This is a genomic window from Arthrobacter sp. zg-Y1219, from assembly GCF_030125545.1.
Taxonomy (GTDB): domain Bacteria; phylum Actinomycetota; class Actinomycetes; order Actinomycetales; family Micrococcaceae; genus Arthrobacter_B.
This window is the reverse complement of record NZ_JASKLY010000015.1, coordinates 32,655-51,892: the sequence shown is the minus strand read 5'-3', so window position 1 is coordinate 51,892 and position 19,238 is coordinate 32,655. Positions and strand designations below refer to the sequence as shown.

General features: G+C 65.4%; 17 protein-coding genes and 1 riboswitch. Of the genes, 11 read left to right on the top strand and 6 right to left on the bottom strand.

Going from position 1 to position 19,238, the window contains the following annotated elements; translation table 11 throughout:
- Window positions 1–88: 88 nt before the first annotated feature.
- Both QNO00_RS13200 and QNO00_RS13195 read right to left on the bottom strand, forming a co-directional pair.
- Window positions 89–370: a hypothetical protein gene (locus QNO00_RS13200; RefSeq protein ID WP_284024817.1), complete on the bottom strand. Its 282-nt coding sequence runs from the start codon at window positions 368–370 to the stop codon at window positions 89–91.
- Entirely contained in the window at window positions 370–1,527 is a 1,158-nt protein-coding gene (locus QNO00_RS13195; protein WP_229964568.1) for a 3-ketosteroid-9-alpha-monooxygenase, oxygenase component, read from the bottom strand. The genes QNO00_RS13200 and QNO00_RS13195 overlap by 1 nt, the downstream gene beginning before the upstream one ends.
- Window positions 1,528–1,732: 205 nt before the next feature.
- On the opposite strand from QNO00_RS13195, the gene QNO00_RS13190 reads away from it, so the two are divergent.
- The 3 genes from QNO00_RS13190 (at window position 1,733) to QNO00_RS13180 (ending at window position 4,559) form a co-directional block, all read left to right on the top strand.
- The gene (locus QNO00_RS13190) at window positions 1,733–3,298 is read left to right on the top strand and encodes an FAD-dependent oxidoreductase (RefSeq protein WP_284024816.1); all 1,566 of its coding nucleotides are present in this window, start codon (window positions 1,733–1,735) and stop codon (window positions 3,296–3,298) included.
- A 254-nt stretch (window positions 3,299–3,552) separates the two neighbouring features.
- The gene (locus QNO00_RS13185; RefSeq protein WP_284024815.1) at window positions 3,553–4,101 is read left to right on the top strand and encodes a DUF421 domain-containing protein; all 549 of its coding nucleotides are present in this window, start codon (window positions 3,553–3,555) and stop codon (window positions 4,099–4,101) included.
- 254 nt (window positions 4,102–4,355) lie between these two features.
- Window positions 4,356–4,559: a cold-shock protein gene (locus QNO00_RS13180; RefSeq protein WP_104055090.1), complete on the top strand. Its 204-nt coding sequence runs from the start codon at window positions 4,356–4,358 to the stop codon at window positions 4,557–4,559.
- A 613-nt stretch (window positions 4,560–5,172) separates the two neighbouring features.
- Here QNO00_RS13180 and glsA read toward each other — a convergent pair.
- On the bottom strand, window positions 5,173–7,065 hold the full coding sequence (gene glsA, locus QNO00_RS13175) for a glutaminase A (RefSeq protein WP_229964571.1): 1,893 nt from the start codon (window positions 7,063–7,065) through the stop codon (window positions 5,173–5,175).
- A gap of 214 nt (window positions 7,066–7,279) precedes the next feature.
- On the opposite strand from glsA, the gene QNO00_RS13170 reads away from it, so the two are divergent.
- On the top strand, window positions 7,280–7,483 hold the full coding sequence (locus QNO00_RS13170) for a cold-shock protein (RefSeq protein WP_104055094.1): 204 nt from the start codon (window positions 7,280–7,282) through the stop codon (window positions 7,481–7,483).
- A gap of 99 nt (window positions 7,484–7,582) precedes the next feature.
- Here QNO00_RS13170 and QNO00_RS13165 read toward each other — a convergent pair whose 3' ends face one another.
- The 3 genes from QNO00_RS13165 to QNO00_RS13155 are packed head-to-tail and all read right to left on the bottom strand — an operon-like array spanning window position 7,583 to window position 11,480.
- A complete protein-coding gene (locus tag QNO00_RS13165) occupies window positions 7,583–9,391 on the bottom strand; it encodes an ABC transporter permease (protein ID WP_284024814.1) in 1,809 nt (602 codons plus the stop codon).
- Between the two features lie 11 nt (window positions 9,392–9,402).
- Window positions 9,403–10,416: an ABC transporter ATP-binding protein gene (locus QNO00_RS13160; RefSeq protein WP_229964573.1), complete on the bottom strand. Its 1,014-nt coding sequence runs from the start codon at window positions 10,414–10,416 to the stop codon at window positions 9,403–9,405.
- Between the two features lie 11 nt (window positions 10,417–10,427).
- A complete protein-coding gene (locus QNO00_RS13155) occupies window positions 10,428–11,480 on the bottom strand; it encodes an extracellular solute-binding protein (protein WP_284024813.1) in 1,053 nt (350 codons plus the stop codon).
- A 215-nt stretch (window positions 11,481–11,695) separates the two neighbouring features.
- On the opposite strand from QNO00_RS13155, the gene QNO00_RS13150 reads away from it, so the two are divergent.
- The 7 genes from QNO00_RS13150 (at window position 11,696) to QNO00_RS13120 (ending at window position 19,054) form a co-directional block, all read left to right on the top strand.
- A complete protein-coding gene (locus QNO00_RS13150; RefSeq protein ID WP_284024812.1) occupies window positions 11,696–13,237 on the top strand; it encodes an ABC transporter substrate-binding protein in 1,542 nt (513 codons plus the stop codon).
- Between the two features lie 6 nt (window positions 13,238–13,243).
- Window positions 13,244–14,191: an ABC transporter permease gene (locus QNO00_RS13145; protein ID WP_284024811.1), complete on the top strand. Its 948-nt coding sequence runs from the start codon at window positions 13,244–13,246 to the stop codon at window positions 14,189–14,191.
- A complete protein-coding gene (locus tag QNO00_RS13140) occupies window positions 14,188–15,012 on the top strand; it encodes an ABC transporter permease (RefSeq protein ID WP_284024810.1) in 825 nt (274 codons plus the stop codon). Before QNO00_RS13145 ends, QNO00_RS13140 begins: the two co-directional genes overlap by 4 nt.
- Window positions 15,012–16,832 (top strand): dipeptide ABC transporter ATP-binding protein, encoded by a 1,821-nt coding sequence (locus tag QNO00_RS13135; RefSeq protein WP_284024809.1) that lies wholly within the window; start codon window positions 15,012–15,014, stop codon window positions 16,830–16,832. The genes QNO00_RS13140 and QNO00_RS13135 overlap by 1 nt, the downstream gene beginning before the upstream one ends.
- Before the next feature lie 66 nt (window positions 16,833–16,898).
- Window positions 16,899–17,022: riboswitch (SAM riboswitch) on the top strand.
- Between the two features lie 30 nt (window positions 17,023–17,052).
- On the top strand, window positions 17,053–17,232 hold the full coding sequence (locus tag QNO00_RS13130) for a hypothetical protein (protein ID WP_229964579.1): 180 nt from the start codon (window positions 17,053–17,055) through the stop codon (window positions 17,230–17,232).
- Window positions 17,229–17,648 (top strand): PIN domain-containing protein, encoded by a 420-nt coding sequence (locus QNO00_RS13125; RefSeq protein ID WP_229964580.1) that lies wholly within the window; start codon window positions 17,229–17,231, stop codon window positions 17,646–17,648. Before QNO00_RS13130 ends, QNO00_RS13125 begins: the two co-directional genes overlap by 4 nt.
- A 104-nt stretch (window positions 17,649–17,752) precedes the next feature.
- On the top strand, window positions 17,753–19,054 hold the full coding sequence (locus QNO00_RS13120) for an Nramp family divalent metal transporter (protein ID WP_284024808.1): 1,302 nt from the start codon (window positions 17,753–17,755) through the stop codon (window positions 19,052–19,054).
- The last annotated feature ends 184 nt before the right edge of the window (window positions 19,055–19,238 follow it).

Here is a 19,238-nt window from a genome sequence, read left to right as displayed (position 1 = left end):
AACACACACGAAGAAGGAGGAGAGCCGGAAATCCGGCCCTCCTCCTTCTTTGTTGTATTGCCTTCTTGGAGCTGCGTGCTTCCGGGACCTACTGATCGAGCTCGTCCCGATAGACGACTTCGATCCTGCCTTCCACCGAGGCCTGGCGGATGCTGGCCGCCAGCGTCTCGCAGCCGGCGAACTGTTCGGCGGGATTGTCCCCGCGGCAGGAGAGCGGTCGTTCCCTGCAGGCATTCTGGGCTGCCGCGTTCCACTGGATGCTGGTCTGCTGCCAATCCGACTTGCGGACCAGCACGGTGGCGGCACATTCACCGCAGCCCAGCGGCTGCATCGGGGTGTCTATGAGCCTGACATCGGAGGGTGCTGTCATCAGATCAGCTGTCCCGCTGCAGCCTTGCGCAGCGCCAGGTTCTGCGCCACTTCCTTCTGCCAGCTTTCATTGGGCCTGCTGGTGTCCAGCTCGTGCTCAAAGCGGTCAGTCATCTCCGGCGTGACATCGGCAACGTCAACGAAGAACTGCTCGTACCAGCGGCGCAGCTGGTAGACGGCGCCGTCCTCCTCGCACAGGAGCGGGTTGTCGATCTGGGCCTTGTTCTGCCAGATCTCCACATCCTGGTTGAAGCCGTGCAGGATGTGCTTCGCCTGGGTGGCCGCGATCTCGTCGGGGTCGCCCACCAGCTCCGGCCTCTTCTCCACGATGATGCCGGACATCAGCACAAAGGAGTTCTCATCAATGGGGTAGTGCGCATTGAGAAGGACGGTTTTCATGTCGAAGTTCTCATAGACGTACGTCAGGTCATCGATCATGAAGGAAGGGCCGTAGTAGGACGCCACTGAACTGGTCTTCACCATCTTCGGGGCAGCGGGATCGGGGTTCGGCGGGGCAAGATCCTCACGCCTCTTCCCGTCGAAATACTGCGTGGCAATGTGGCCCTCGAAAACGTTCTTGAAATACGTCGGGAAGTTTCCGTGGATGTAGAAGAAGTGAGCCATGTCGACAACATTGTCCATGACTTCACGGGTGCTGGTGTTGACCACAAGTTCGTTCCAGACCCATTTGGTCCAGCCATCATCCTGCGCGCCCTGGATCCGGGGGATGACGACGTCGGCCGGCGGCGGGTTTCCTTCCGGGTCGTTCCAGATGAACAACAGCCCGTCCTGTTCGAGCGTCGGCCAGGTGCTGGTCCGGGCGCGCAGCGGAACGCGGCGGCTGTACGGAATGGCCTTGCAGCGGCCGTCGCCGCCCCAGCGCCAGTCGTGGAACGGGCAGGCAATCTCGTTGCCCTTGACCGTGCCCTTTGACAGGTCCCCGCCCAAGTGGCGGCAATTGGCGTCGAGGACGTTGACCTTGCCGTCTTCCCCGCTGAAGATCACGAGCTTCTGGCCAAACGCGTTAATGGTGTGCGGAGTGCCGTCCTTGAACTTCTCCACCAGGCCCAGACAGTGCCAACCGCGGGCGAACCGCGTGCGTACTTCGCCGGTTTCGATCTGTCTGATTTGGTCCTGGTCTGACTCAACAATGCTCATGCGGAATTCGTCCCTTCGGATATTCGGAGTCGAACGTCTCGAAACTTGAATCTACGCACACGCGCACGGGCGCAGGACGGCCAGTCCCGATGTGTGGGACAGGGGGAACACTTGTTTTTTCCGGCTGAGAATCTGGAGGGCAGGCCTGCCTGCGGAAGCTTGCACGGAGGCCTGCGGTCCACCGGCGACGACGAAAAGGGAAACCATGGCAAGCGGCCAGACAGCTAGGCAGGATTGGGACGGCGAATTCGACGTCGTTGTGGTGGGTTCCGGGGCAGGTGCCATGGCTGGAGCGTTCAGTGCGGCCTCCCGCGGGCTGAAAACGGTGGTGGTGGAGAAAACCAACCTCCTGGGCGGAGCCTCGAGCTACGCCGGGGCCTCCTGCTGGCTTCCGGGCACCCAGGTGCAGGAGAGGGCCGGAGTCGAGGATTCAACCGAGGCGGCGGCCGCCTATTTGGAGTCCCTGCTGGGCACGGAACAGGCCGAGCGCCGGGAGGCCTTTCTGGCCACCGCGCCGGAACTGGTCAAGGCGCTTGAACACGATCCGGCGCTCGAATTCCGCTGGACCGCCTTCCCCGACTATTTTGCGGGTCCGGGAAGGATGGATCTGGGACGCTCCATGATGCCCGTGGCTCTTCCGCGGGAGGAAATCGGCGAGCTGGCCGACTTGGTGCGCCCGCCCATCGACCGTGACAACCGCGGGGAACAGCATCCGGACGGTCCGCTCACCGCGGGCCAGGCCCTGATCGGACGCCTGCTGCTGGCCTTCACGAACACCGGCAACGGCGTGGTCCGCACCGGAACGGCGATGACGGATCTCATCGTCGAGGACGGAAAGGTCCTGGGAGTGGCGGTGGACACCGCCGACGGCCCGCAGCGCCTGCGCGCCGCATCGGGAGTGCTCCTTGGTGCCGGGGGCTTTGAGGGCAACGAACAGATGCGCCGGGAGAACGGAACCCCCGGATCCGCCAGCTGGAGCATGTCTCCGCGCAGCGCCAACACAGGGACGGCCATCCGGGCCGCACAGGAGGCCGGAGCCGCCGTCGACCTGATGGATGAGGCGTGGTGGTGCCCCGGAACGGAGCAGCCCTCAGGAAAAGCTGCGTTCACCCTCGGCTTCCGCGGCGGTCTCATGGTGGACGGAAACGGAAAACGCTACGCCAACGAGTCCCTGCCGTACGACCAGATGGGCCGCGAGATGGCCGCCGCCGCGGCGGATCGCATTCCCTCCTGGTTCATCTTCGATTCCCGCTTCGGCGGCCAGCTGCCCGCCATCATGCGGCCCGACAACACGCCGCCCGCCGAGCACCTTGCCGCCGGAACCTGGATCCAGGCCGAGTCGCTGGGCGAACTTGCTGAACGCACCGGCCTTCCCGCCGACGCACTGGCGGAGTCCGTGCAGCGGTTCAACGGATTCGCCGCCGCCGGTGTCGATGAGGACTTCCACCGAGGCGAGGACCCCTACGACCTCTTCTTCGCGGATCCCTCGCATGGACCCAATCCTGCCCTCGTGGCGCTGGATCAGCCGCCGTACTTCGCCGCGCGGATGGTGCTCAGCGATCTGGGCACCAAGGGCGGCCTGCGCACGGACAAGGACGCCCGGGTGCTCACCGGCAGCGGAGAGCCGATTTCGGGGCTCTACGCAGTGGGCAACTCGAGTGCCTCCTTCTCCGGCCGGTTCTACCCGGGTCCCGGCATCCCGCTCGGCACAGCAATGGTCTTCGCCTACCGCGCGGTGCAGGCCATGGCCGGGCCGGCAGCGGAGCGGTAGCGCAACGACGACGGCGGTAGCCGGCGCTTGGCCGCCGCTGCCGCTGCCGCCGTCGTCGTGGTCGTCGAACCGGCCCCTGGGCTGCTCCCGGGCCTGTTGCCGCCACCGCTCCACGGCTAGCATTTTCCCTACGGCCAGCGGCCGTCTCCGGCGCCCTCCTCCGCAATGCCAGCCCCGCCCTCCCGGTGTTATTGACGCCGCTGACTGTCCGGAACCGCACTCCGGTCCCGGCCATGCATCGTGAGGAGAACATCGTGTGGTGGCACAATCTGGGAATCACGCCGTTGGAAGGACTTTGGGTCGTCCTGTCGGCATTTGGCATCTATGCGGCATTTTTCGTCCTCATCCGCTTGGCCGGACAGCGCGCACTGGCCAGCTGGTCAACGATGGACAAGGCCATCGTCATTGCCTTCGGATCGGTGCTGGGGCGCGTCGTGCTGGGGTACACCCCCACGCTGGCCGCCGGCGTCATTGCGCTGGCGACCATGTTTGCGCTGTTCCGGCTCGAGGCCCTCCTGCGGCGGACCAGGCGCGGCGCCTACCTTTCGAGCACACCGATTCTGCTGATGGCCGGAGACCAGGTCGTGGCGTCCGGCCTCCGTGCGGCCCGAATCGTGGAGGACGAGGTTTACTTCAAACTGCGCCAGGCGGGCATCCGGAACTTCTCCGAAGTCGGTTTGGTCATTCTGGAACCCACGGGAGACGTCAGCGTTCTGCGCCGCGGGGAACTCATCGACCCCGTGCTCCTGAGCCGAATCACGGACAAGGGCAGCATCCCGGCCCACCTGTTGCTGCCCGGATAAGCGGACTCCCGGCGGGGTCTCCGGCCCGCTGAAGGCCGTCCGGGGCAGGGCTGGAAATGACCGGCGCGGAGGCCGGTTACCCCTTTGGGCAAATGTGGTGTAGAGTCATACTCAGTTGTTGGTTGTTGCGCATTTTGTATTTCAAGTGGCGAAACCCAAACGGGCTAGCCGCTTTTCTGTAAAAGCGGTAAGGAACACCGCGACTGAAGCTCCCCGAAAGTCGGGAATCGCTTCAATCCAGAAGGAATATTAAAATGGCTACAGGTACAGTAAAATGGTTCAACTCCGAAAAGGGCTTCGGCTTCATCGAGCCGGATGACGGAAGCGCCGACGTGTTCGCTCACTACTCCGCTATCAACTCCAATGGTTACAAGTCCCTGGACGAGAACCAGAAGGTTTCCTTTGATACCGAGCAGGGCCCCAAGGGTCCCCAGGCTACGAACATCCAGGCGCTCTAATCTAGAGACTTTGGTTCAGTACTTGTACTGATCTGCCTTACAAAAGCAGGACGGGTTTCCCGTCCTGCTTTTGTGTTTAACTGCAGTCGTCCGATGGCCCGGCCCGCCTGATAGTCGAGTAGTCGCGTTGGATCTTGTCAGCCTGGGTAAACGCGACCCGAAATTCGTTCGGTTTGGCCAGGATCGACGGTTTTGGGAAATCCCTGCCACTGCGGACCGGCAGGAATTTCCCAAAACGGCTACGGAATCCCGAAATGGCAGCCGAATCCGGAAACGGCGGGAGGGACAGCTGGTCCAGGTCCGGTCAACCCAAGCCAGGACGGCCCGGTAGCGGTAATTCGGCCAGTTGTTCCGCCGCGACCCCTGCGCGCCGCACTGGTTCCCACTGTTTGACCACTGCTGGGGCTGGTGGGGTCAGGAGAGTGCACATCTGCCACAAAGGGTGGGAACCCGTGTGCCAGCAGGCACAAAAGCACCCGGAATGACCCAGGAACCGCCAGAACCCCTCCCGGGCAGGGGGGAGCACGGTGGCGCCCCGCCCCCGGCCGGGTTCCCTAGGGGTCTGCCCCGTGCCGCGGCACGTTCCGCGGGGACCAGCCGCGTCCCCCGAGGATCAGTCGCGGGCCCGCAGGGCGCTTTCCCGAATGTACTGCTCCACCCGCGTGTAGGCGTCCCGGGTGAGCGCCTTCCACAGCTCCATCGCCAGCCGTGGGTTCTCCTCCTCCAGAGACTCCATCGCGTCGGCGGTCAGGACCTTGAGCCGGACCTCGCCGGCCGCCTTGACCGTTGTTTCCTGCCGCTTATCCGTGCCCAGGGCCATTTCGCCGAAGGTCATGCCGGGGCCGAGGGTGGTGAGCTTGATTCGTGAACCGTCCGGCGCGGGCATGGACGTGGCAATCGTGCCCGAGACGATGAAGAACACCCCGCCGAACCGCTGCCCCACCCGTCGGACCAGGTCACCGTCTTCGTAGACCAGGTCTTCCATCCGTTCCTGGACCGCCTGCGCATCCTCCGGGTCGAGATGGCTCAGGACCGGCGAATCGACGGGTTCCATGATGTCCGGCATGACCAGCTCGGATCCGTAGGCATCAATGAGCTGCGTCTCGCAGTGTTCGACGGCGGCATTGCGGGTCGCGAAGGACGGCACCTCCCAGCCCCGCTTCGCCAGCTCATCGGTGACCGTTCCTTCGCCATCGACCAGCACCAATCCGCGGCCGCTCTCGACCAGCATCTCCGCGGACTCGGCGAACAGGCGGAGCGCCACCTCGGACACCTCGTCGACGCTGCGCAGATCCAGGACCACGACTTCGACGTCGTCGTCCAGCTGGGAAAGCGCCCGCACCACCGATTCCGCCCCGGCGAAGAGCAGATCTCCGTTGAGCTCCAGGACTTGCGCGCGGTGGCCGTGGCTGCGGAGCACTTCAACGGCTTCATCGGTGCGCCGGATGCCTGAGGGTGCGGCAGTGATGTCGTAGACGTTGCGGATGGCGGAGCGGCCGGTGCGGGCTGCCCGGACGAAATGCAGCTGCATGTCGTGGGAGATCCGCTGGCTGGTGGCGACGCCGCGGACACTGGAGCCGTGCGCGTCCAGCGGGGGAGAGTACACGGCAAGGCCCACCTGCCCGGGCAGGACGGCGATGGTTCCGCCGCCAACCCCGGATTTGGCCGGCATGCCGACACTGGAAAGCCAGGCGCCGGCGTCGTCGTACATGCCGCAGGTGGCCATCACTGACAGGACGCGTTCCACGGAGGCAATGTCCAGGACCTGGTCGTCGGTGATCGGATTGCGGCCGCTGTTGGCCAGGGTGGCCGCCATCCGGGCGAGGTCCAGCGCGTTGACCATGACCGAGCACTGGCGGAAGTAGTCCTTGATGACCGGTGTGGGATCGGATTCAATGATGTCGAAGGACCGCAGGAGATAGGCCAGGGCATGGTTGCGGTGGCCGGACTTGAGCTCGGACCGGTAGATCCGTTCGCTCACGGACAGCTGGCGGCCGGCGAAGGCCGAATAGGTGTTCAGGATCCGGTTGAAGCGGGTGATGCCGCCGGAGCCGCGGACCAGGGAAGTGGCGGTAAGGGCCCCCGCGTTGATCATGGCGTTGGCCGGGCGTCCGGTTCCTTCGGCCAGGGACATCTCGTTGAAGGAATCTCCGGAGGGCTCAACGTCGACTTTGGCGTCCACGGCTTCCATGCCGCGGTCCGCCAGTGCCAGCCCGTAGGTGAAGGGCTTGGAGATGGACTGGATGCTGAATTCCTCCCGGGTGTCGCCAATCTCATAGACGTACCCGTCGGCCGTTGCCAGCGCGATGCCGAAATTATCCGGGTTTACGTTGGCCATGGCCGGAATGCTGCTGTACGGCTTGCCATCCTTCAGCTCCGCGATCTCCGCGTGGATTTGTTGAAGGTAGGTGTCGATGGGGGAGGACATGGGGGGAAGACCGGGGGAGGAGGCTGCGGCAGGCTCATGGGATGAACCCGAAGCGGCGGAAACGGTGGTGGAACGCATACCTCAAGCCTAACGAGTAGTGCGGGCACTGAGGGTGCCGCCCTGAAGGGGCCCTGTGTATACTGGACCCAGTTGTAGCGTTGGGCATCTTGTGTTCAAGCGGCGAAACCCAAATCAGGGGCAAGCCGCTTTTTCTGTCAGGTGCCACTTTCCGGCGCCGCAGCGTGAAACTCCCCGAAGGTCGGGGGTGGTTTCTTTAGAAGGATGATTAAAAATGGCAACAGGTACCGTGAAATGGTTCAACTCCGAAAAGGGCTTCGGCTTCATCGAGCCCGATGACGGAAGCGCCGACGTTTTCGCTCACTACTCCGCTATCAACTCGAGTGGCTACCGCTCGCTTGAAGAGAACCAGAAGGTTAGCTTCGACACCGAGCAGGGCCCCAAGGGTCCCCAGGCCGTAAACATCCAGGCCCTCTAAATCTATTTTTAGGTTCCTCCGGGAATCGGCTTGAATAAGAAGCAGGACGGGAAGTGATTCCCGTCCTGCTTCTGCGTTAACGGTGCCGCGGGCTGCGCCCTACAGTCGGGTGAGCCTGGCGTCGTCGTCCGGCGCCGGCGCCTCGCGGGGCGCCTGAGCTGCCGGCTGCTCCGGAACCTCCGGCAGGACCACGGCCCGGCGGCGCTTCTTGCTCTTCACCGACCGCCCGTAGACCAGATACATGGTCGCCCCCATGATGATCATCAGCAGGACGGTGTAGACGAAGGTCAGGGCCATGGCGTCGCTGATGTTCTCGCCCTGGGTGCTGTTCTTGATGACGATGCCCAGTGGTTCGTACAGGGGATGGTAGAGAAACACGGCCGTGTCGTAGTCATCCAGGAGGCTATTGAAGTTCAGTGCGGTGATGGCCGCCGCCGCCGGAAGCACAATGGGCAGCAGCACCCGCCGGAAGGTGTAGAGCGACTTCGCCCCGAGGATCGACGCTGCGTCCTCAAGGGAATCGCTGACCGAATAGAACGCAGCCTTGAGCATGCGCAGCGTGAATGGAATCTTGATGATGATGTAGGCGGCCAGCAGCACCCACGCGGTCCCGGTCAGCACCTGACCGCCAAGGAACGCCGACGGCCGGTCGAAGGTCATGATCAGGCCCAGCGCAATGAGCGTCGAGGGCAGGATCCAGGGAATGTGCAGCAGGTACTCCGCGGCCGTCGTGATCGGATTCCGGTACTTCTGCACCATCCGGGCCACAAACAGCAGACCGCCGACGACGACGACCGCCGCCACCGCGCTGTAGGCCACGCTGACGGCGAACGGCCGGAAGGCGGACTCGTCGGTGAACACGGTGAGGTAGTTGTCCAGCGTGAAACGATCCCAGGCGAGCGTGGCCGAGGAGATGCTGGCGGTGTCGGTGAAGGAGAAGAGGACGATCAGCAGGATCGGCAGCGAGTACACCAGGAACAGTGCGTAGGCGGCAATGTGAACCAAGACGTTGGCCACCGGGTTTTCGATCTTTTGCTTTTGCATCCCGGCGGAGACCTTGGAGACGGAGAAATACGTGCCGCCCCGTTCCACCCGGCTCATGATGGCGAGCATCACCACTGTGGCCAGGCCCAGGATCAGGGCCAGCAGCGCTGCGATGTCTCGGGAAGTCGAGCTGCCCGAGAAGGTCAGGATCATCGGGCTGATGGTCTGGAAGTTCTCCCCGCCCAGCACCTGCGGTGCGGTCAGGGCGCTAAGCCCGCCCAGGAACACCAGGATGGTGATCGCAAACAGCATGGGCCGCATCATGGGCAGCACGATCCGCCAGAGGATCCGCAGCGTGGAGGCCCCCATATTCCGGGCCGCCTCGATGGTCTGGTAGTCCACTTTGCTCAGGGCCGACGAGAGGAACAGCATGTGGTTGGAGGTCGTGGAGAACGTCATGACGAACACCACTGCGAAGAACCCGCTGAACCAGCCCGGATCCAGTCCCGGGAACCACCCCAGAAGCAGGTTGGTGACAAAGCCGTTCTGGCCGTAGATGAATTTGTACCCGGCAACCAGGACAATCCCGCCATAGATCAGCGTGGTGGCGTACCCGAGCCACAGGATCCGGGCACCCTTGATGTCGAAGTACTGGGTGACCAGGACAATGAAAATGCCCACGGCATTGACGGAAACGGACAGGACCACGGCGAGGATGAAGCTGTTGGTCAGGGACTTCATGGCCCGGTCCGAGCTCAGCAGTTTCTCGACCGCCCGTCCGGAGAACTCGCCCTTGGGAAAGAACGTCTCAGTCAGGAGGTTGATGTTGGGCAGGATCAGGAAGGTGCTGATGAACCACACCAGCACGAGGGAGGTCACCACCACCAGCGGGGAGCGCAGCATGCTCTTGACGGATGTTTTCATCTGCTCGGAGCCTAGTACTGCAGAACGTTCGCGGGATCGATGAACAGATCGGCGCTGTCGCCCACATCCATCCGGGTCAGCCCGTTCTCGGTGACGAGGGCCTTGATCCGGTTCTGGCCCGTGGTCACCGTGTAGCGCGAATGCATGCCGTGGTAGCTGCGGGCAGACACCACGCCGTTGAGCTTCACCGCCCCGGGGCTGGCGGTCACGGGATCCAGGGACACCTTTTCCACCCGGAGGTAGGAGCTTTTTGCCGGGTCCAGGGCCGCAGGGGAGCGTTCGTTCAGGCGGTGCACCAGCTCGGCATCCAGGATGTTGATGTCTCCGATGAAGTTGCAGACAAATTCCGTGGCGGAACGCTCGTAAATTTCCTGTGGCGGCCCGACATGTTCGACCACGCCCTTGTTGAACACTGCGATCCGGTCGGACATGGTGAGGGCTTCGTCCTGGTCGTGGGTGACGTAGACCGTGGTGATGCCGAACTGGCTCTGCAGGTCCTTGAGCTGGCTGCGCAGCTGGACGCGCAGCTTGGCGTCCAGGTTGGAGAGCGGTTCATCCAGCAGCAGGATTTTCGGTTTGAGCACCAGGGCGCGGGCAATGGCGACGCGCTGTTGCTGGCCGCCGGAAAGCTCCGAGACGTTCTTTTGCAGCTGCTCGTCGCTCAGTTCCATCTGACCGGCGATCTCGGTGACGAGCCGGGCGGTGTCGGTCTTGGAGTCCTTGCGCACCTTCAGGCCAAAAGCGATGTTTTCCCAGACATTCATGCTGGGGAACAGTGCATAGTTCTGAAACACCATGCCGATGCTGCGCTTGTCGCTGGAAAGGTGGGTGACGCGCTTTCCGTCCACAAACACGTCTCCGCGGCTGGGACTGATAAACCCGGCGAGCGTGCGCAGCGCCGTGGTCTTTCCGCAGCCCGAAGGGCCCAGGAGGGTGAAAAACTCACCCTCCTGAATCTCCAGGTCGAGCTGGGGAATGGCGACGAAATCGTCGAACGAAACCTCAATGTTGTCGTACCGGATCATCATTTTTCCTGTCAGGGCATGTATTCGAGTTCGATTTTTTCCACCCACGCGGAGATATTGTCCCGAACGAACAACCAGTCCATCTCCTGCGGGGGAATCGCCTCATAGGCCTCGAGCACTTCGGGATCGGTCATTTCCAGCGCCTTTTGGTTGGCCGGAAGGCTGGCGAACTCGGCGGCAAAGGCACCCTGCGTTTCGCCGCCGCCGAACCAGTCGATGAACCGCTCCGCCTCGGTCTGCGTATCCGTGCCCTTGATGATGCCCACCTGCTCCACGGCGTACGGGACCCCGACCTCCGGGGCCATGACGCCGGCGTCGATGCCGTACTGCGCTTCGCGGGCAGGAAGGCCGCTGATGGTCATCTGCCCCATGTCCACGGTGCCCGCGGCCATGCGGGCAAAGAGGTCTTCGCCTTCCACGGCCTTGGAGCCGTTTTCGAAGTAGCCGCGGACCTGCTCCCAGCCCTCGTCGGAAATGCCCAGGTCACCGGACTCATCCGGATAGCGGGTCAGGATGCTGGCCATGATGATCTGCTGCGTGGCCCCGGCCAGGGTGCTGACGGATTCGTAGCGTCCCTTGTACTGCTCGTCGGTCCACAGGTCGGTCCAGTCTTCGGGTGCGTCGGCTTCCGGAACGGCCGCGGTGTTGTAGGCCAGCACGATGCCCTGCTGCACGATCGGCCAGAAGGTTTCGCCGTCGCCCAGGCCCTCATCAACGTCACCGGACCACTCGGGCGTGTAGGGCTCCAGCAGGTCTTCGGCCTTGATCTGTTCGAAGTACATGTTGTTCAGCCCGAAGACGACGTCGGCCACCGGGTTGCCTCCCTCGGCGATGATGCGGTTGGTCAGGTCTCCGCCGCCGAGCCCGACGATCTCCAGGTTGAAGCCCGCTGCCGTGGCCTGCTCCTTGAGCCAGTCACCCTTTCCGTCCGAGTCGGAGTTGGTGTAAACCACCAGCGTGGCCCCTTCGGAACCGCCTTCGTTACTGGAGCCGGCGGAAGAATCGCCGCATCCGGTGAGCAGCAGCGCTGCTGCCAGTCCGGCCCCGATGAATTTTTTACGCACGTCGTCGTGTCCTTTCAGTCCCCCCGGCCAAGCGCCGCGATGGCCTGAACCTATCCCCGATGTGCCGGTTCTGCAATCACCGACATTGGCGGGGCGGCCGAGCGAAATTTCCGCTCTGTTCCCACGCGCGTCCATACTATGTAAGACAACATTTGGCGCCGGCCTCTGCCCGGCGCCCTCCGGGTTCGGCCCGGCCCCACTGATGGAGAACCCCGATGCGCCGTATTCCTGCCCGCTCGCCGGCGGCTGCCCTGCTGCTGGCGGCCGCGCTGACGCTCAGCGCCTGTTCTGCCGGGTCCGGCGGGTCCTCGGCCCCCGATGCAGGCGGCAGCGGCAGCGGAGAAAACGGCGGCACCACCGGCGTCGTCGTCGCGCTGACCGGGGAACCGGCGAACCTTGACTTCACCACCACCGCCGGCGCGGCCATTCCGCAGGCGCTGATGGCCAATGTGTACGAGGGGCTGGTGGAAATCGACCAGGACGGAACGGTCCAGCCGCTGCTGGCATCCTCCTGGGACATCAGCGAGGACCGCACCACCTACACCTTCACCCTGCAGCCGGACGTGACGTTCAACAACGGTGCGGCGTTCACCGCCGAGGACGTGAAGTTCAGCCTGGAGCGCGTGAAGTCGGATTGGCTCTCCTCCCTGAAAACCAAGATGGACGTCGTGGAGTCCGTCACCGTGCTCAGCGACACCGAGGTGCAGGTGCAGCTCTCGCGCCCCTCCAACGCCTGGCTGTTCGATCTCGGCACCCCCGTGGGCGCCATGTTCGACGCAAGCGGCGTCGCGGACCTGGCCTCCACCGCCGTCGGCACCGGCCCCTTCACCATCGAGGCGTGGAACCGCGGGGAGTCCATCGACTTCGCGGCGCGCCCGGACTACTGGGGGACCGCGCCCAAGGTGGACACCGCGACGCTGCGCTACTTCGCCGACGCCGTCGCCACCACCAACGCGCTGCGCTCCGGGGACGTGGACGTGGTCTACAACATGCAGGCCCCCGAGCTGCTGCCGACCTTCGACGGCGACGACGGGTTCCAGGTCCTGGAGGGCACCTCCAACGGCGAAATCGTCCTGTCCATGAACAACGCCCGCGCGCCCTTCAACGACATCCGCGTCCGGCAGGCAGTGCTGCACGCCGTGGACCGGCAGGCCGTGTTGGACACCGCGTGGAGCGGCTACGGCACATTGGTGGGCGCGCCGGTGCCGCCCACCGACCCCTATTACGAGGACCTCAACAACACCTACCCCTACGATCCGGAGAAGGCCCGCGCGCTGCTGGCCGAGGCCGGCGCCGAGAACCTGGACATCACGTTCACCGTTCCCACCCGGCCCTACGCCACCGCCGTGTCCGAGATCGTGGTCTCCCAGTTGGCCGAGGTGGGCATCAACGCCACCATCGAATCCGCCGAGTTCCCCGCCGTCTGGCTGGACCGGGTCTTCACCCGGCACGACTACGACATGTCGGTGGTCCTGGCCGTGGAGAGCCGTGATGTGCTGACCATGTTCAACAACCCGGACTACTACCTCGGCTACGACAATGCCCGGATCAAGGACACCGCCGCAGCCGCGGACGCCGCCGACGAGGCAGGATACGTCTCCGGCATGCAGGAGGTGGTGCGCACAATCAACGACGACGCCGCCGCCAACGTCCTGTTCCTGTTCCCCAACATTGTGGTGGCCAAGGCCGGGGTCACCGGCCTTCCCGCAAACTCGGTCACGGAGGCGCTGGATCTGGGCGCCGTGGGCTGGCAGTAGCCCAACGTGGGAATCCGCCTGCTGATCAACGCGGCACGGTTTGTGCTGACCTTCCTGGCAGCCACCGTTGCCGTGTTCTTCTTCATGCGCGCCATCCCCGGGGACCCGGCGCAGATTGCGCTCGGCGTCAACGCCACCCCGGAGCTGCTGGAGCAGACCCGCCGCGAATTCGGCACCGATCGCCCGCTCCCGGTGCAGTACTTTGACTGGGTGTCCGGCCTGCTCCGCGGGGATTTCGGCACCTCCTACATCACCCGGACCGACATCAGCCCGCTGGTCCTGGACCGGTTGCAGGTCTCGCTGATCCTGGTCGGCCTGGCCATGGCGGCGGCCCTGCTGATTGCCGTGCCGTTCGGCACGCTGGCCGTACTGCGGCACCGCAAACCCAGCGGCGTGCTGCTCAGCGGCCTGAGCCAGCTGGGTGTTGCGGTGCCGGGCTTCCTGGCCGCCATCATGCTGGTGGTGGTGTTCGCTGTCGGGCTGGGCTGGTTCCCGGCCAACGGCTGGACTCCGCCCGGCGCGGACTTTGCCGATTTCCTGCACCGGGTCACCCTGCCGGTGCTCGCCCTGGCCTCGGTGCAGGGTGCGGTCCTGACCCGCTACGTCCGCTCCGCCGTGCTGGAAGTGCTGAACGAGGACTATCTGCGCACCGCCCGCGCCAAGGGCTTGGGCAAGCTCGAAGCCCTGGTTCGGCACGGGCTGCGCAACGCCGCGGTGCCGGTGCTGACCGTGGCCAGCGTGCAGCTGGCGGCGCTGATCATCGGCGCCGTCGTCATTGAACGCGTCTTCGTCATCCCCGGCCTGGGCTCCATGCTGCTGGACGCGGTGGGCAACCGGGACCTGCTCACCGTGCAGTCGGTTGTGATGGTGCTGGTGGCCCTGACCCTGATCATCAACCTGCTGGTCGACGTGCTCTACACCATCGTGGATCCCCGGCTCAGGAAGCGCACATGACCGTCCGGAAAATCTTGCCCACCCTGCTCTCCGGCGCCGTCCTGGTTGCCGTGGTGGTGCTGGCCGCCCTGCTGTCCTTTCTCTGGACCCCCTACGACCCGGTGCAGGCGTTCCCCGCGGACCGGCTGCAGGGGTCCAGCGCCGAACACCTGATGGGCACCGACCGCTACGGGCGCGATGTCTTCTCCGGCATCCTGTACGGCGCCCGGATCACCCTGTTTGTCGGGCTGGTGGCGGTCGGCATTGCCGCGCTCATCGGCACCCCGCTGGGCATCCTCGCGGGCATGCGCCGCGGCGCGGTCGAGGAAGTCACCATGCGCGGCGCGGACATCCTGCTGGCGTTCCCGGCGCTGCTGCTGGCGATCATGTTCGGCGCCGTCTTCGGCGCGGGCACGACGACGGCGATGGTCGCCATCGGGATCGGCTCCATCCCGGGCTTCGCCCGTGTCGCCCGGTCCGGAACCCTGCAGGTCATGAGCACCGAGTACGTGCTGGCCGCCCGGGCCGCCAGCCAGCCGGCGCTGCGCATCGCCCGCCGGCATGTGCTGCCCAACATCGCCGGGATGGTGGTGGTGCAGTGCTCGGTCACCTTCGGGCTGGCGGTCCTCGCCGAGGCCGCGCTGTCCTTCCTGGGCCTGGGCACTCCGCCGCCGGTGCCCTCCTGGGGGCGGATGCTGCAGGAATCGCAGCAGTTCCTGGGCACCTATCCGTCCTTGGCGCTCTGGCCCGGCGCGGCCATCGCGGTGGCGGTGCTCGGCTTCAACCTGCTCGGCGACGGGCTGCGGGACCGGTTCGATCCCAAACTGAACGGAGAACGCTGATGGTGCGGCCGCTGCTGGATGTGGCCGGACTGACCGTCACGGCCCGGGAGAAGGTGCTGGTGCAGGACTTTGCGCTGACCCTGGCCCGCGGCGAGCGGGTGGGCCTGATCGGCGAATCCGGATCCGGCAAGTCCCTGACCGCTGCGGCCCTCATGGGGCTGCTGCCCGAGGGTGTCTCCGCCACCGGCTCCGTGCGGCTGGACGGTGTCGATCACGACCTGATCGGCGCCTCCGACCGGCAGCTGAGCCGGCTGCGCGGCAACCGGCTGGGCATGGTGTTCCAGGAACCCCTGACCGCCCTGAACCCGCTGATGAAGGTTGGGCGGCAGGTCGCCGAGGTGCTCACCCGGCACCGGACCGTGCCCGGACGGGCGGCCGCGGCGCAGCGCAGCGTGGACCTGCTGGCCTCCGTGCAGCTGCCGGATCCGGCCGAGGCCGCGCGGGCCTATCCGCACCAGCTCTCCGGCGGGCAGCGGCAACGGGTTCTGCTGGCCATGGCACTGGCCAACGATCCCGACCTGCTGATTTGCGACGAGCCCACCACCGCCTTGGACGTGAGCGTGCAGCGCCAGATGCTGGAGCTGATATCCGACGGCGTCGCGCGCCGGGGAAGCGGACTGCTGTTCATCACCCATGACCTGGCCGTGGCCGCGAGCATCTGCGACCGCATCCTGGTGATGCGCAGCGGGACCCTGGTGGAACAGGGCGCCACAGACGAGGTGTTTTCCCGGCCGCAGCATCCCTATACCCGGGGGCTGCTGGCCGCCTCGGACCTGACCGCGACGGACGGCAACGGCCGGCTGTTCACAGTGGCCACCGCAGCCGGGTATACGCCGGCGTCTGCTCGAGCCACGCCGCCGGCGCCCTCCGCCAACCAGGCGCCCTCCGCCGACCAGGCGCCCGCTGCCGACCAGTTGCCGGCCGCCGAACCGGCACGAGCCGCGGAACCCGCGCCGGCCGCCGTCGCACGCATCCCGACCCCGGACGAGGCGCCGGCCAGCCCGCTGATCCGGGTCCGGGACCTGACCCGCATCTACCGCCGCCAGCGCAGCTCGCTCTTCCGGCCGCCCGCCGAGGTGCACGCGCTGCGGGACGTTTCCTTCGACGTAGCCGCCGGGCAGCGGTTCGGTGTGGTGGGGGAGTCCGGCTCGGGCAAATCCACCCTGCTGCGCATCCTTGCCGGGCTGGACCTGCCGTCGTCGGGCAGCGTGACGGTCGCCGGCAACGAGGTGGCCGGCTCCCGGGAGGGACAGCTGCGCGACCTGCGCCGCGAGCTGCAGATCGTGTTCCAGGATCCGATGGGGTCCCTGAACCCGCGGATGCGGGTGGGTGACATCATCGCCGAACCGCTGCTGCTGCCCGGCGTGCCCGTGCCCGCGCGCCACCATGCCGGGGCGGTGGCGCAGATGCTCGCCGCCGTCGGCTTGCCGCAGGAGGCCGCGGACCGTTTCCCGCACCAGTTCTCCGGCGGCCAGCGGCAGCGCATTGCCATTGCCCGCGCGCTGATCTGCGAACCGCGGATCCTGGTGGCCGATGAGCCGGTCAGCGCGCTGGACGTCTCGGTGCGGGCCCAGGTGCTGAACCTGCTCTCCGACCTCGTGGACAAATACCAGCTCACCCTGGTGTTTGTCTCCCACGACCTGGGCGTCGTGCGGCACCTGTGCGACACGGTGGCCGTCATGCACCGCGGCCGGATCGTGGAGACCGGTCCCACCGAGCAGATCTACGCCGCACCCGCACACCAGTACACGAAGACCCTTGTGGCGTCGTCGCTCTCGCTGCATGACGGGGAGCGGATGCGGGCTGCGGCCACGCCGTAGTCGGGCAGAGGACACACGGGGCAACACGCGCCGACGGCGGGCAAAGCTGGTTATACTTCCAAACAGCTTCAAGAACTGCGGCCGCCAAGCTCCGACTTGGCCGCATACCAACCCCACGCTCGTTGGGTGGTTCGGATGAAGAAGTGGCCTGCACTCGCCTTCGGGCAACCGGTGCGGGCAAGAGCACGCCGAAAGGACCGGCGCACGCCGCCGTATTCTCATGGACAACTTCCCAGCGCCCCTCACCGGCTCACAGTTACTCAACGGCTCACAGCACTCCAACCCTCCGGAGCCGCAGCCGGCCCTGCAGGCAGTGTCGCTGCACGACTATGAACTGCTGGTGACCACCCGCGCCTCCTTTGTGGATTTCCTGCTGGGGAACGGAAGAACCGCGGTATGAACACTTCCTCGGGGCTGCTCCTGGACATTGGAATCCTCACCCGGATCCGCGGCGCCAGCCCGGACCCGGTGATCACGGACTTCCTGGCCCGCAGGCGGCACCAGCGGATGTTCATCTCGGCGTTGAGCCTGTGCGAACTGTCGCCCGCCCGGGACCCGGACAGCGCCGCGGAGGACGGCTGGGTCCGGGAACTGGCCACCCGCTTCGCAGCCAACATCCTGCCCGTGGACCATCACGTTGCGCTCGCGTGCGAACACAACGGTCCCCTCAGCCCGGCCGTCCTTGCGGCCACCGCCCGGCATCACCACTTGACCGTGGTCAGCGCCGATGCTGCCCGCTATGCGGGCCTGGACGTCCGGGTCCTGGATCCGCTGGCGGAGCCGCAGCCGCGCCCGGTTGAACCCGGTGACATCTGATTCCGGACGCGCATGCTCCCCGTGAGAGAATGCATCGACTCTGGTGACCGCGAGCACAGTGGCTTGCGGCTGCCCAAATCTGCGTAGGTAAGGATTTCTGGCTCATGGCCGACAACAGTTCTGTTCCCAGACCACCGGTCGCGCATGCGGACCGGGTGGATGACGACGGCGGTGCTCCCGCGAAATGGAAGGTCGTCGGTCCCGGACTGGTGGTTGCCGCCACCGGCGTGGGCGCTGCCGACATGGTGGCCACCCTGGTCGCCGGTTCCAAATACGGTTACGGCCTGCTCTGGGCAGTGATCCTGGGCGTGATCCTCAAGATCATCCTGGTGGAAGGCGCCGGACGCTACACGCTGGCCACCGGCAAGACCATCTTTGAAGGCTGGCGCTCACTTGGCAAGTGGACCACCTGGTACTTCGGTCCGTACATCATGATCTGGGGCTTCGTCTACGGGGCCACCGCCATGTCCTCCGCCGCCTTGCCGCTGGCGGCGCTGTTCCCCGGCATCCCGCTGTGGGCCTTCGCCATCCTCATGGGCCTGGCCGGCTTTGTCATGGTCTGGTTCGGCCGGTATGCGACCTTCGAAAAAATCACTGCCGTGCTGGTCGGCATCATGTTCATTACCGTGGTGGGCCTGGCCATCATCGCCGCGCCCAACCTGCCCGAAATGTTCTCCGGCCTGGTCCCGCGCATCCCCGAGGGCGGCGTGGTCTACACCCTCGCGCTGGCCGGCGGCGTGGGCGGCACCATTACCCTCGCCGCATACGGTTACTGGCTGCGGGAAAAGGGCTGGTACACGCCCAAGTGGATGAAGGTCATGCGCATCGACAACTCGATGGCCTACGTGATGACCGGCATCTTCGTGATCGCCATGCTGATCGTCGGCGCCGAGGTGGTCCGTTCCGCCGGAGTCTCGCTGAGCTCGGGCGACGAGGGCCTGCTGGACCTCTACGACGTCCTGAAGGCCGAATACGGCGACGTCGTTGGCACCGGGTTCCTGGTCGGATTCTGGGCTGCGTCCTTCTCCTCCATCATCGGTGTCTGGAACGGCGTCTCCCTGATGTTCGCCGATTTCTGGGGCAACATGCGCGGCAAGGAATCCGGCCACCCGGACACCCGGATCGGCGGAAAGTACTTCAAGTTCTACGTTCTCTGGCTGACCTTCCCGCCGATGCTGCTGTTCCTGCTCGGCAAGCCGATCGGCCTGATCCTGGCCTACGGCGTCCTCGGATCGCTGTTCATGCCGTTCCTGGCCATCACGCTGCTGGGCCTGCTCAACGGGCACCGGGTCCCCAAGGCCTGGGCGAACAAACTGCACACCAACATCGCTCTGGGAGTCACCGCACTGCTGTTCATCGTGCTCGGCATCCAGCAGCTCGTTGACGCCGTTGTGAAGGCGTTCTAAAGCTCCGCGACTGCCCGGAGAACCCCGGACGCACCACCCGAACTGCCCTGCCGCAACTCCCCATCGCGGCAGGGCAGTTTAGCGCAACGGAAACACTTCCGACAGGCCCTCAACCGGGGCTAAAAAAAGTGCTCACGCCCCATCTACGCCGCGATTCCCCTCAGCTACGCTTGAAGGGCGAGAA

Coding starts and splice junctions, on each gene's coding strand:
- QNO00_RS13160 (WP_229964573.1), bottom strand. CDS start 10,416: ATGATCCGGTACGACAACATTGAGGTTTCGTTCGACGATTTCGTCGCC.
- QNO00_RS13180 (WP_104055090.1), top strand. CDS start 4,356: ATGGCTACAGGTACAGTAAAATGGTTCAACTCCGAAAAGGGCTTCGGC.
- QNO00_RS13120 (WP_284024808.1), top strand. CDS start 17,753: ATGGCCGACAACAGTTCTGTTCCCAGACCACCGGTCGCGCATGCGGAC.
- QNO00_RS13200 (WP_284024817.1), bottom strand. CDS start 370: ATGACAGCACCCTCCGATGTCAGGCTCATAGACACCCCGATGCAGCCG.
- QNO00_RS13135 (WP_284024809.1), top strand. CDS start 15,012: ATGGTGCGGCCGCTGCTGGATGTGGCCGGACTGACCGTCACGGCCCGG.
- QNO00_RS13125 (WP_229964580.1), top strand. CDS start 17,229: ATGAACACTTCCTCGGGGCTGCTCCTGGACATTGGAATCCTCACCCGG.
- QNO00_RS13130 (WP_229964579.1), top strand. CDS start 17,053: ATGGACAACTTCCCAGCGCCCCTCACCGGCTCACAGTTACTCAACGGC.
- QNO00_RS13190 (WP_284024816.1), top strand. CDS start 1,733: ATGGCAAGCGGCCAGACAGCTAGGCAGGATTGGGACGGCGAATTCGAC.
- glsA (WP_229964571.1), bottom strand. CDS start 7,065: ATGCGTTCCACCACCGTTTCCGCCGCTTCGGGTTCATCCCATGAGCCT.
- QNO00_RS13195 (WP_229964568.1), bottom strand. CDS start 1,527: ATGAGCATTGTTGAGTCAGACCAGGACCAAATCAGACAGATCGAAACC.
- QNO00_RS13150 (WP_284024812.1), top strand. CDS start 11,696: ATGCGCCGTATTCCTGCCCGCTCGCCGGCGGCTGCCCTGCTGCTGGCG.
- QNO00_RS13140 (WP_284024810.1), top strand. CDS start 14,188: ATGACCGTCCGGAAAATCTTGCCCACCCTGCTCTCCGGCGCCGTCCTG.
- QNO00_RS13170 (WP_104055094.1), top strand. CDS start 7,280: ATGGCAACAGGTACCGTGAAATGGTTCAACTCCGAAAAGGGCTTCGGC.
- QNO00_RS13165 (WP_284024814.1), bottom strand. CDS start 9,391: ATGAAAACATCCGTCAAGAGCATGCTGCGCTCCCCGCTGGTGGTGGTG.